The 11,937-nt window shown below is 32.0% G+C and carries 12 protein-coding genes and 1 riboswitch; of the genes, 8 read left to right on the top strand and 4 right to left on the bottom strand.

All coding sequences use genetic code 11. The features are described 5' to 3' along the window. Positions 1-66: 66 nt before the first annotated feature. Complete coding sequence (locus tag KDK92_RS07260) at positions 67-744, bottom strand: response regulator transcription factor (RefSeq protein WP_250858531.1); 678 nt, start codon at positions 742-744, stop codon at positions 67-69. A 158-nt stretch (positions 745-902) separates the two neighbouring features. On the opposite strand from KDK92_RS07260, the gene KDK92_RS07255 reads away from it, so the two are divergent. The 4 genes from KDK92_RS07255 to KDK92_RS24510 all read left to right on the top strand — a co-directional run bounded on the left by KDK92_RS07255 (position 903) and on the right by KDK92_RS24510 (position 4,282). Then, positions 903-1,580 carry a polyphosphate polymerase domain-containing protein gene (locus KDK92_RS07255; protein WP_250858530.1) on the top strand — a complete coding sequence of 226 codons (678 nt, stop codon included), beginning with the start codon at positions 903-905 and terminating at the stop codon, positions 1,578-1,580. Between the two features lie 36 nt (positions 1,581-1,616). Then, the gene (locus tag KDK92_RS07250; protein ID WP_250858529.1) at positions 1,617-2,288 is read left to right on the top strand and encodes a DUF4956 domain-containing protein; all 672 of its coding nucleotides are present in this window, start codon (positions 1,617-1,619) and stop codon (positions 2,286-2,288) included. A gap of 12 nt (positions 2,289-2,300) precedes the next feature. Further along, positions 2,301-4,016 carry a CotH kinase family protein gene (locus KDK92_RS07245; protein ID WP_250858528.1) on the top strand — a complete coding sequence of 572 codons (1,716 nt, stop codon included), beginning with the start codon at positions 2,301-2,303 and terminating at the stop codon, positions 4,014-4,016. Positions 4,017-4,117: 101 nt separating this feature from the next. Continuing rightward, a complete protein-coding gene (locus tag KDK92_RS24510; RefSeq protein ID WP_276575877.1) occupies positions 4,118-4,282 on the top strand; it encodes a YvrJ family protein in 165 nt (54 codons plus the stop codon). A gap of 144 nt (positions 4,283-4,426) precedes the next feature. Here KDK92_RS24510 and KDK92_RS07240 read toward each other — a convergent pair whose 3' ends face one another. Further along, positions 4,427-4,735, bottom strand: coding sequence for a hypothetical protein (locus KDK92_RS07240; RefSeq protein WP_250858527.1), 309 nt, complete (start codon positions 4,733-4,735; stop codon positions 4,427-4,429). A gap of 26 nt (positions 4,736-4,761) precedes the next feature. After that, on the bottom strand, positions 4,762-5,073 hold the full coding sequence (locus tag KDK92_RS07235; protein ID WP_250858526.1) for a hypothetical protein: 312 nt from the start codon (positions 5,071-5,073) through the stop codon (positions 4,762-4,764). A 140-nt stretch (positions 5,074-5,213) separates the two neighbouring features. After that, a riboswitch (purine riboswitch) is annotated at positions 5,214-5,313 on the top strand. Positions 5,314-5,405: 92 nt separating this feature from the next. Here KDK92_RS07235 and KDK92_RS07230 point away from each other — a divergent pair. Further along, positions 5,406-6,821, top strand: a complete 1,416-nt coding sequence (locus KDK92_RS07230; protein ID WP_250858525.1) for an NCS2 family permease — start codon at positions 5,406-5,408, stop codon at positions 6,819-6,821. Between the two features lie 383 nt (positions 6,822-7,204). Here the strand turns inward: KDK92_RS07230 and KDK92_RS07225 are convergent, their stop codons facing one another. Then, a complete protein-coding gene (locus KDK92_RS07225; RefSeq protein WP_250858524.1) occupies positions 7,205-8,455 on the bottom strand; it encodes an MFS transporter in 1,251 nt (416 codons plus the stop codon). 732 nt (positions 8,456-9,187) lie between these two features. Between KDK92_RS07225 and KDK92_RS07220 the strand changes: the two genes are divergently transcribed. From KDK92_RS07220 to KDK92_RS07210, 3 genes are all read left to right on the top strand, one after another. Continuing rightward, a complete protein-coding gene (locus KDK92_RS07220; protein WP_250858523.1) occupies positions 9,188-9,748 on the top strand; it encodes a sigma-70 family RNA polymerase sigma factor in 561 nt (186 codons plus the stop codon). A 170-nt stretch (positions 9,749-9,918) separates the two neighbouring features. Next, positions 9,919-10,290, top strand: coding sequence for an MGMT family protein (locus tag KDK92_RS07215; protein WP_250858522.1), 372 nt, complete (start codon positions 9,919-9,921; stop codon positions 10,288-10,290). A gap of 139 nt (positions 10,291-10,429) precedes the next feature. Next, positions 10,430-11,893 carry an LCP family protein gene (locus tag KDK92_RS07210; protein ID WP_250858521.1) on the top strand — a complete coding sequence of 488 codons (1,464 nt, stop codon included), beginning with the start codon at positions 10,430-10,432 and terminating at the stop codon, positions 11,891-11,893. The last annotated feature ends 44 nt before the right edge of the window (positions 11,894-11,937 follow it).

Genomic DNA, 11,937 nt, shown 5'->3' with positions numbered 1-11,937 from the left:
TTAACAAACTGATAAGTAGAATTATTAATAATCCTATCTGGAAAAATAATTTTTTCTTTATTGAATTCATTCAATCACCTCGAATTTATAACCATACCCTCTTATAGTTTTTATATAAATACCACTTTTCTTCAATTTTATCCTAAGTCTATTCATATGGGTATCTACGGTTCTATCTGTTCCTTCGTAATCATAACCCCAAACTTGATCCAGTAGATTCTCTCTAGTTAGAACACTTCCTTCATTTTCAATCATATATGTAAGCAACTTAAATTCTGTACTGCTTAATGTAACAGGAGAATTAAGAACAGTAACCTTGTGCTGTTTAGTGTTTATATTCAGAGCACCTTTTATGATTATATCTGACTCAAGAGGGGAGTAAGTTCTATTGAATAAAGCATTTACACGAGCTACGAATATAGAAGGACTGAATGGTTTTGTAATGTACTCATCGGCACCAGATTTAAATCCTGTAAGTTCATCAGGTTCAGTATTCTTTGCAGTGAGCATTATGATTGGCACTGAGCTATTCATTCTGATTTTTTCACAAACCTGCCACCCGTCAAAGTAGGGCATCATCACATCAAGGATGACCAAATGTATATTAGGATCTTGGGTGAAAATATCAAGAGCTTCTTTGCCATCTTGTGCTTCTAGGATTTCATAACCCTCAAGGGATAAAAAGTCTGAGATGAGAATACGCATACGAAGTTCATCATCAGCTATAAGAATTTTTTTATTCATAAATATCACCAACCATTTTTAATTTATCTACATATTATTATCCCATATAATTGTCACAGTTATATAACGAATTTTTATTAACTTTCATAAATCTTGTTATATTTCTGTGACATTTATTCTATATAGTTAGTGGCACAGGAAGGAGGGGAATGACTACAATGAGACATGAATTAAAGTATATGGTTAATAAACTTGAGTATAAAGTACTAGTCAAACGGTTAGAGAAGATTCTAAAAAGAGATTCTAACAGCAGTGATGAGGGATATGCCATAACAAGTCTTTATTTTGATGATATGTATAATAACGCATATAGACAGAAGGTTGAAGGAGAAGCAGTAAGGCATAAATATCGAATTCGTTATTATAATAATGATCTTTCATTTATAAAGTTGGAGAGAAAATCTAAGGTAAATCAAATGACTATGAAGAAAGGTGTTCCATTATCAAAAGAAGAGGTTCAGATGATATACAGAGGAGATATTGAATTTTTACTATCTAAAGAAGAGTCCCTTTATAGAGAATTCTACTGTGAAATAAAACATAAGTTGTTAAAACCAAAAGTAATAGTTAAGTATGAACGTGATGCTTTTACTCATCCAGTAGGAGATATGAGGGTGACCTTTGATCGTAATGTAAAAACAGCAAATATGGAGACTAATATCTTTAATGAGGATATTTCTTTCGTACCTATACTTGATCCAAATCAGGTGATAGTTGAGATTAAATTTAATGGAGTGATCTCAGATCATATACAAAGTATTATGCAAATGGGACATGTTACCCAGGCTTCAACATCAAAGTATGTATTATCAAGAAAGTATAATATTGATTTTTAATAAGGCATTCAATTGCCATGCTTAGGAGGAAGAATTATGATAACTTTTCAAGATATTTTAAAGGATGGTTTCTTGCAGAATAGCACAAATATATCGGCATTATCAATAGGAGTAAATTTATTTTTAGCATTTATTATAGGGATGTTTATTTTCCAGGTGTATAAGAAAACATATCAGAGTGTTGTATATACAAAAAGTTTTAACATTGCATTAGTTATGATGACAGTGGTAACTTCATTAGTAATTTTAGCAGTAACTTCAAATGTTGTTCTATCATTAGGTATGGTAGGTGCATTGAGTATCGTTCGTTTTAGAAGTGCTATTAAAGATCCGATGGATATAGTTTTTATGTTTTGGTCAATAGCAGCAGGAATAATTATAGGAGCAGGGTTTTACTTGTTAGCAGTTATAGGTTCACTTGTAGTAGGAGTAATTATTTTCGTCTTAACAAAGAATGTTAAGAATGATACTCCATATATTCTATTAATAAGTTTTAAAGATGATTCCGCAGAGAAACACATTCTGGATAAAATTAAGTCTACAGTGGATAAGTATTTTGTTAAATCAAAAATTGTGAATAGTAACAATATCGAACTTACAGTTGAATTAAGAATTAAAAATGGTGAATTTTCATTTATAAATGAACTACAAAGAATGGATTCAGTTTCTAATGCAATGCTTGTTAGTAGTAATGAATTTTCAAGTTAAGAAGGTGAGAATGTGAAGTGGATAAAGAGCTTAGGTGTATTTTTATGTGTTTCAATACTCTTAGTTTCAATAGATAACTTTGTAAGTAAAAGCAGTATTTCGGCTAGTACAAGCGTGAGTAAGGTTGATAAGGTGGTGTTTCCTCATGATAGTGTGATAGATGTTAAAATCACCATAGATGAGGAGACATATAAGAATATGATTGAAAATGCTATGTCTGAAGAAATTGTTGAGGCAGACATTGACTATAATGGATACAATTTTAAGAGTGTGGGAATCAGACCAAAGGGAAATTCAAGTTTGATGCATGTGGCTAATTCAGATAGTACAAGATTTAGTTATAAAGTTGATTTTGATTATTATGCAAACGATCAGAATTTATATGGAATAACAAAGATTAATCTGAACAATATATTCGGTGATCCTTCTATGATGTATGAGTATTTAGGATATGAGATGATGGATGAATTAGGGGCAGATGCATCAAGGACAAACTATGTTGCACTATATATTAATGATGAGTATGTTGGATTATATTTAGCGGTGGAGCAAGTAAATGAGAGTTTCTTAAAAGAGCACTATGGAAATGGGACAGGTGAGCTATACAAACCGGAGATGGCAAGAGGTGCTGATCTTAAATATATTTCAGATAACTCAGATGATTATACTGCACTTATTCCTAAGAATAAGAGTGTGTATAATAATAATGACATAATAAAATTCATGAAGGTGATTGAAGAAGGTGGAGATTTAGAATCTGTACTTAATGTAGACTCTTTCTTAAAGTACCTGGCAATGAGCACAATAACAGTACATCTGGATGCCTATCAAGGTGGAATGTATCATAACTACTATTTGTACAATAATAATGGAGTTTTTGAATGGATAGCATGGGATCTAAATATGATATTCAATGGATTTACTATGGGAGTAACTGAGGAACAGGCAATTCAGTTTTTGATAGATGAGCCTGTAAAAGGTGAAATGGCAAAATACCCTCTAATAGAAGCGATATTCAAGAATGAGGAATATGTTGAGCAGTATCATGAATATATACAAATATTAATTGACGGATATCTTTCAGAAGATAGGTTTACAAACAAGGTTTTGAAAACTTATCAAATGATTAATAGTTATGTTAAAACTGATCCAACTTCATTCTTCACATATAAGGAATTTGAAGATGCTTTATTTAATGATACTGAAAATAGCCTTAGCTTATTAAACTTTGTTAAAAATAGGAATGAAAACGTACAGAAACAGCTTGATGGAACTATACCAAGTACCAATAATGGACAAGGTAATGAAGGTGAAAGTGGTCTGGGCGGAAAAGGTGGTTTCGGTGGATTGGGTGGACAGAATGGAAAAGGTGGTAGGCCTGAAAATATCGAAGAAACAATCCCTGTTAATGGACAGAATGGTATGAATCGTCCTAAAGAAGAAGGTAAAGAAGATAGTAAAAATGCAATTATAGGTGGTTTACCACCTGGAGTAAATATTGAGGATATGCCAGAAGAATTAAGAAGTTATATAGAGAATGGTGAAATGCCACCTATGGATATGATGATGGAGTTTATGGAGAATTTGCCAGGAGGGTTCCCAGGTATGGGAGGAGAAGGGTCGATTAAAATGGTTAACCCTATAGAACTAGCCATAAATCTAGCACTAACATTACTTGGAGTTATTGTGATGTTAATTTTTATGAGAATTATGAAAAAGAAATATTAAAAATCTTATAAAAAAGCATTTAAACTGCATATATTCTATTGAAAGGTTTCCCCACCTTGAATATATATAAACTTACTTATAACGTAGAAGGAGGGTGCAATATGTATGAGGAGTTATCCAAAATTATAGGCACTCTCGGGTTCCCCATAGCTATGTGTATATATCTCTTAGTAAGATTTGATAAGAAGATTGAAATTCTAAATCAATCCATATTGAATCTTACAAGGGTGATTACAAGCGTTATAGGTACCAGAGAAGATAGGTAGCCCTTGTGGCTACCTTTTTCAGACTGCTGAAAAAGCCCAATTTCGGCGTCACTAAGACTCTCTGCGCTGCTCGTTCGCCTTGTTCCTTGACCTTGGACTTTTTCAACAGTCTGAAATTCTGAAGTTTGAAAAGTGTACTCTTTTTTATATTAATAACTTTCTTTTTGCTATCCAATAGTAAATGCCGGGTATTTGACAAAAGCAAACCATAATTAATGTACGATAAGGATTTATAGTAAAAAATAAAGGGTAAATCGCAAAAATAAGGTAAGAGATTAATTTAAGTATAGATTGATTTCTATGAACTTTCCAAAATTTACATTCATTAATTACATTGTCTTTTTCAATATTTAATGAAGAATAATCCTTTTTCTTACGAAGATTATAATCAAAAATAAATATTACAACAGCAGCAACGGGAATTACAAAGAATAAAATAATTTTATAAGTCATGATGTTGTCCTCTCTAAAATTAAGTTTTATGAATCAACAGTTTTATCAATATATAAATCTTTAGATTTCCTATTGAAATAAAAATCAGGTAAAAAGTTATAAAGAGTTATAGGAATCAAATTATAATCATAGAAGAGACAAATGCCAAATCCAATTGCTCCAGCTAATCTTAGTATTGAACGATTCATATGGACTAAGTACAGTTCATCTTTATCTAAAATTGTATAATCTTCTCGATTTTTTAAAAAGAATTTTTCTTGGGAACGCCGAATGCAATCAAAAATAAATATTAAAATTCCAACCATAAGAACTATGTATGCCATGGTTTTCTCAATCATAATATTACGCCTCCAATAAAACAATATGTTTATATGAAAATATTACCATAACATGAGCGCTGTGTCCAAAGATTCTAAATAATACGAATATTATAAAGCGTATTGACCATGGAATGTTCAGGTGTTATCATTTAAAGAAATTAAAAACTTAAACCGAAACTCATATATTTTTGATAATATGGATCAAAAGTTTCTACGAGACACCGTAAATTTCTCGCTATGGGTAATCCAGCTAAATAATTTTGTTCAGAATTTCTGTCATTAGGATTACTTATTATCTTGAGGACGGGAATTTTTTTGATTTACAAAATTGTTGTTAGAGGGAGCAGTTTATGAATACTAAAGATAAAGCTAAAGGAAATTTCTTAGAATCATATTTTCAATTGAAGGAACATAATACCAATATAAAAACCGAGATATTGGCAGGATTCACAACTTTTATTACAATGGCTTATGCATTGCTAGTAATCCCTAATATATTAAAGGCTTCTGGAATGAATAGTCTTGGACTTATGGGAGATGCGGCTAATGGTTTAAATACTATGAATGATCCAGTGGTTGGAGCTGCTTTCGTTGCAATGTGTATAGTGTCTGCTATAGGAACATTGATAATGTCTCTGTATGGTAACTTACCATTTGCAGTTGCACCAGGTATAGGCCTTACAGCATTCTTTACATATAGTGTTTGTTTAACATTAGGGTACACTTGGCAACAAGGATTAGCGGCGGTAACTATATCAGGATTGTTATTTGTTACTATTACAGTAACTTCATTAAGAGAAAAAATTGTTGAGTGTCTGCCAAAGAATATAAAAGTAGCAATGACAGCAGGAATTGGTCTTTTCGTAGCACTTATAGGACTAAAGAGTGGGGGAATAGTGGTAGCTGATCCTGGAACACTTGTTAGGTTTGGAAATTTTACTGATAAGAATGTATTGCTTACAATAATTGGACTAGCTATTATGTGTGTATTGATGGTTAGAAAAGTTAAAGGAGCAATGCTAATTTCTATATTAGCAACTACAATAATCGGTATACCTATGGGAATTACACAGGTTGCTGGTTTGAAAATATTAAGTGCACCTACATCAATAATGCCAACATTCATGAAAATGGATTTCCAAGGGCTATTTGCTCATAATGGAAATGGAATAGTTGGAGCAATAACTAGTATAATAATGGTTGTATTTACATTCAGCTTAGTTGATTTATTTGATACATTAGGAACATTGGTTGGAACAGCTCAGAGAGCAGAAATGATCCAGCCTGATGGGAAGATAAGAAACATGAGAAAGGCATTACTTACAGATGCAATATCAACAACATTTGGTTCAATGTTTGGGATGACAACTACTTCTACATATATTGAATCTGCAGCGGGAATAGCTGAAGGTGGAAGAACTGGATTAACAACTTTAGTGGTGGGTGTGTTATTTGCAGCATCAGTATTCTTAGGTGGAATCGTTGGAATAGTACCAGCGCAGGCTACAGCACCAGCACTTATTGTAGTTGGAGTTCTTATGATGGAATCTATTAAGGATGTTAATTTCTCAGATTTAAGTGAAGCAGTACCAGCATTCTTAACAATAGCTCTTATGCCATTTACTTATAGTATAGCTAACGGTATAGCAGCCGGAATCATATTCTATCCTATTATGAAAGTAGCTGTTGGAAAGTACAAAGAGGTACATCCTATTACATATATACTTGCAGTACTTTTTGTTTTAAGATTTATGATGATACAGTAGATTTAAAGAACAGAGAATAAAGAATAGGAACAGATTAAGGTGCTTAGCAAGATTAATAGAAATAAAATGACAAAACAAAGATGCTGTTACCGGTGTAACAGCATCTCTGAATGTTTATTGGAATAAAACAAATTTAAAAAAAATGTAATATTCCAATAATTATGTAGTGAAGATCACTAGGAGGCAACCCATAATCTTCCTTTAGCTTAATTAGCTATGTTTTATAAATTTATTATACAATATTTTTCACTAAAAGTCAAAATTTACTGAAAATTCTAAAGAAATATTATGGCATGGGGAGGACTAAAAAGAAGTGGAGAGTTGGAAGTAGAGAGTGGAGAACGATTGACATTCGTTCTCCACTCTCTACTCTAAACTTGTTTTTAAGCACGGTTCACAGTGCTTTTTCTATTATCTATGTTATCCAGTAATGCCATTAGCAAGGTAGAAATTATCATTATAGCTCCTATGATCTTCCAAGCAGTTGGAATTGAGATATATTCTAATGCTTTCCCTGTTAATACAGGAGCTAGTGTATATCCAAGTCCCATTAGAAGTGGGAGAATAGAATTCATACGTCCTCTATGGGAGGCTGGTGTGTGATTGGCAATGAATGGCATAAAGCTGATTGTAACCAATATCTCCCCTAATGTAAATATGAATACAGATACGAAGAAGGCAATCTTAGTGCTTACGAAGCCTAACATACCAAACCCTATAACATATAGTACTCCTCCGTAAACCATCTTTCTTATATTTGATTTCTTGATAAATATAGCTGTAAGTATAGCTGTGAAGATCATAACAATAGCTCCATTTGCGCTAGCCATCCAGCCATATAGTTTAGCACCTTCATTTACGAAATTATTTTCAACATGCAAAGGAATTAAATATCCCCATTGAGCATATACAAAGTTATATCCAATAGCAACTACTGAAAATAGTAGAAGCATTGGTCTTTTTATAAGAACACTGAATATTGAACCAGTAGCTATTTGTTCCATAGCTCTATCTTCAGTAACTTCTTCTTTAGTTTTATGGATTGTTTCCCCAACAAAGAAGTAGATTAAGGTTAGTGCCATAAGTGCTGTAATTGCATCAACTAAGAAGAAAAGTCTTAAATGATTCTCGAATAAGAGTCCTCCAATTGCAGGTCCAACTGCGAAGCCGATGTTAAATCCTAGATAAGTGAGGGAAAAAGCACCATCACGATTCTCAGGAGTAGTTAAATCAGCGATTATACTACTATGAGCAGGATCACCTACACCCATAAAAAATCCAGCAGCAACTATGAGGTATACCATAGTCATAGATGGTGGGATGATTGCACAGATTATGTAACATAGTGCTGCAAGTGTATCAAATACGATTATTAGTTTTTTTCGCCCATAGGAATCTGCAAGTTTTCCTCCTATAAGACCAGCAGGCATAAAAACTAAACCGGAGGCTGTTATCCAAATACCAGCTTCAGTAGTGCTAAGGCCTAATTTTTTAGTAAGAAGCAAGGTTAAAAGTGGAAATACGAACATGCCTAGCGCATTCACTATTTTTGCTATAAATATTATGTATATTTCTTTTGGTAAACCTTTATAAGGTTTAAGTAATTTGTTGATAGTTGATGAATTATAACTCATTTATATCCCTCCCTGATGATAATTAATAATTGTATAAGACATAATTTTTTATTAAGAAAAATTAATATATAGAATAAAATTTTTGAATAGGAATTCCCCAAAATTTTGATGAAATCTTTAATATAAAGATTTCAAAAAAATAAAAGCCACATTAAGCAGAGCTTAGCATGACTTTTACAGAACATATTTATTATTCAGGTATTGAAGCAAGTGAGATTACCTTAATACTATTAGATATAATAAAAGCCATAGGGGGAACTCCCTATGGCTACATTAAATTCAATTTAATATATTAAACTTCTTCATATAGGTCGTTCGTAAAAAAATATTCACTTGATGATACAATTTCATTTAATACATTTAACATATTTAATTTATTTGTATTCATCAAAACGACCTCCTAAAAATTATTATAATTTCTTTCTTGTCCATTATATGACATAAAGAATGATATGTCAAAAGATATTGAAAAGTCAGAAATAAAAAAACGCGATATATTACACACTATTAGTCATACTGAAGAATTAATACAGTATATGACATGAATCCAACGTGTATATTTCAACAGGAAGTGACTGTATATTTATATTTGTGAAAGTCTTTTTTCATATGTATAAAGACTTTCATAAGAAGTGAAAAATCATATTCTTGTTTCTAATATATTGAAGTTATAAAATATATGTAAGAGATATTCCGGAATGTCCCAAAAGCGTGCAAAAGGGGACGATAAAGATGAAAATAGAAAATGATGTTTTAAAAGTTCTTCTAGAAAGGGCTAAAAGTGGCGATAAAAAAGCAGTCAGTGAAATTATTGATTTGTTCAACGGGTATATAATTAAAGAAGCATTGAGATATAAAATACCCTCAATGGAATTAGAAGACCTTGTACAGTATGGCTATCTTACAGTATTAAAATGCATAAAGAGTTATAAGCTTGGATCAAATTCTTTCTATGGGTATGTAATAATGGGAATTAAAAATAATTTTAATTATATGGTGAGAAAGCATAAGGTGAATAGAGTTGTATATTATGATAATGAGATTGTAGATATTATGGGTACAGATGAGTTTTCACTTGAGGAACATATTATGATTTATGAAGATGTGAAATGGCTAAGAGACACTATAGATAAATTAATTAAGGAAGAACAGGAACTTATCAAATGTTATTTTTTAGAGGGGGTGAAGCTAGTTAATTATGCTAAAGCAAAGGGGGTACCTTATCCAACTATGCTATATAGGAAGAATGAGCTATTGAAGAAACTGAAAAGAAGTTACTTTAAGAATAAATAAGGAAGAAAACTCTTTGCTTGATTAATGGGCGAAGAGTTTCATTTCTGTGTAGAAAATTAGCGATTTGTATGTTATATATAGGATAGAGAGTTATTCTTAAGGAACAATGGAAATAACACATATATGTAAAGTGAATAAATTAGTATTTGAATGTGCCTTATGCAGCATTAATGAAGAAGTTGGAGAAATTTATAAAAGAAGGTGTACAATTTATGACAGAGTTTACGAAAAGTGTGATAGAGATAATTACTGGAATACCTGCTGGAAAGGTGATGACCTATGGAGGAATAGCCACAGCAGCAGGTAATTCAAGAGGAGCACGACAAGTTTCAAGAATACTTCATTCAATGAGTAAGACTCATAATCTTCCATGGCATAGGATTATAAACTCAAAAGGAGAAATTTCCTTAACTGGCGAAGGCTTAGAATTACAGACAAAACTTTTAGAAGAAGAAGGTGTTCAGGTTCACAAGGGAAACAAAGTGGATCTTAAGAAATATAGATACGAAGTTATGATCTGTGATGATTTAGATTGGATATAATACATAAATAGTGTTGGATGGTTTTTAAGCTGAAAATTTAACCGAATTTTAACTTTTGAGAGTATAAATCGTCATATAATAAGAGAAGTGAAAATGATGGTGAAAAATGAGAAAATTATAATAGCAGAAGGGGAAAAATATGAGTAGAGTAAGAAAAAGAAAACCTTCTTCAACATCTTCAAGAGGGGGAAGAAGTACTACTAAAACAAATAGGGGAAATACCCAAAGAAGTCCACAAAAAAGCAAGCCTATATCAAATAAAGGGCGTAGAGGAAAAAGAAAAGTTAAAAAGAAAAAAAGCGTTTTAAGATCTATAAGTTTGATATTATTTATATCACTAGTGCTTATAGGAGCAGGACTAGGAGCAGGAACTCTTTACATAAAGAGTAAGACTGATAAAATGTTTGTGACTAAGCCAACAACTCCAACTGGTGGGAACAACGGTGCTGGTGATACTGAAAAGGAATACTCTTTTAAAGAATCAGACTTATATACTTATGATAGAAAGAAGGATGAGGAACGATATCTAAATATTCTTGTGATGGGTATAGATGGTGAGAACAGAAGTCAGAGAATAGATAGTTGGACGAGGACTGATGTAATGATGCTTGTTAGTTTGGATAAAGAAACAAATCAGACTAATATTATATCCATACCAAGGGATACATATAGTGATAAGATTGATTCAAAGACACAGAAAATTAATTCGGCTCATGCTATAGGTGGACCATATAAGGCTATTGAGGTTGTTGAGGATTTTTTTGATACAAAGATTGATAACTTTATAAAGATAAACTATCAAGGATTCAGAGATTTTATTGATGCTATTGGTGGAGTGGATGTTTATATTGATAGGGATATGATATATGATGACCCGGGACAGGACTTAAAGATAAGATTCTATAAAGGGGACAATGTAAGACTATATGGAAAGAAGGCAGAAGAATATATAAGGTGGAGAAAGAATAACGAAGACGCTTCACCAGCAGTTGGTGGGGGTTCAGATTTTGCTAGAATAGAGAAGATGCAATACTTCATAGGGCAAGTAATAAATGAGTTGGTTTCTGTATCAACTGTATTTGAGATGAATAGTATACTTGATTCTGTAGCTGATAATATTCAGACAGATATGGAATTTGGAACTATGGTGGATTTAGCATTGAAGATAAATAAGATAAAATCAGGAGTTGAAATGCGAACTCCAGAAGTTTTTGAAGGAAATCAATATGCTCCTAGTATGGGAAACATACAATCATATTATTTTGTGGATGATAGAAATATTATGAATACATTGAAATTATTCCATGGTGATGGATATCTAAATAAAAGGTATTTGAGGATAAAAATAGAAAATTGCACATCCAAAGCAAGTCTAGCTGGGGATTTTGCAAAGTTCTTAAGAGGAAAAAGATATGGGAATTTTGAATTAACTGATGGAGTTAAGAGAGACAAGAGTGTTGTTATAATAAACGGATTAGATGAGTACGCAAGGAAGGTATTTGAGGATGAGGTGAATATGGATAATATCCAGTATATCAATGATTCTAATGAATACTATGATGTTATAATCAAACTTGGAGAAGATCACGATTACATTAGATAAGGCATATTCAAATAAATAGCACTAATACTATGCTATTTTCAATA

Source organism: Oceanirhabdus seepicola (assembly GCF_023684385.1).
Classification (GTDB): domain Bacteria; phylum Bacillota; class Clostridia; order Clostridiales; family Clostridiaceae; genus Oceanirhabdus; species Oceanirhabdus seepicola.
This window is presented reverse-complemented; position numbering and strand designations above follow the sequence as displayed.

Excerpts from the sequence above, each read along its gene's own strand:
- KDK92_RS07240 (WP_250858527.1), bottom strand. The coding sequence starts at position 4,735 with ATGACTTATAAAATTATTTTATTCTTTGTAATTCCCGTTGCTGCTGTT.
- KDK92_RS07215 (WP_250858522.1), top strand. The coding sequence starts at position 9,919 with ATGAAGAAGTTGGAGAAATTTATAAAAGAAGGTGTACAATTTATGACA.
- KDK92_RS07225 (WP_250858524.1), bottom strand. The coding sequence starts at position 8,455 with ATGAGTTATAATTCATCAACTATCAACAAATTACTTAAACCTTATAAA.
- KDK92_RS07235 (WP_250858526.1), bottom strand. The coding sequence starts at position 5,073 with ATGATTGAGAAAACCATGGCATACATAGTTCTTATGGTTGGAATTTTA.
- KDK92_RS07220 (WP_250858523.1), top strand. The coding sequence starts at position 9,188 with ATGAAAATAGAAAATGATGTTTTAAAAGTTCTTCTAGAAAGGGCTAAA.
- KDK92_RS07255 (WP_250858530.1), top strand. The coding sequence starts at position 903 with ATGAGACATGAATTAAAGTATATGGTTAATAAACTTGAGTATAAAGTA.
- KDK92_RS07250 (WP_250858529.1), top strand. The coding sequence starts at position 1,617 with ATGATAACTTTTCAAGATATTTTAAAGGATGGTTTCTTGCAGAATAGC.
- KDK92_RS24510 (WP_276575877.1), top strand. The coding sequence starts at position 4,118 with ATGTATGAGGAGTTATCCAAAATTATAGGCACTCTCGGGTTCCCCATA.
- KDK92_RS07230 (WP_250858525.1), top strand. The coding sequence starts at position 5,406 with ATGAATACTAAAGATAAAGCTAAAGGAAATTTCTTAGAATCATATTTT.
- KDK92_RS07210 (WP_250858521.1), top strand. The coding sequence starts at position 10,430 with ATGAGTAGAGTAAGAAAAAGAAAACCTTCTTCAACATCTTCAAGAGGG.
- KDK92_RS07260 (WP_250858531.1), bottom strand. The coding sequence starts at position 744 with ATGAATAAAAAAATTCTTATAGCTGATGATGAACTTCGTATGCGTATT.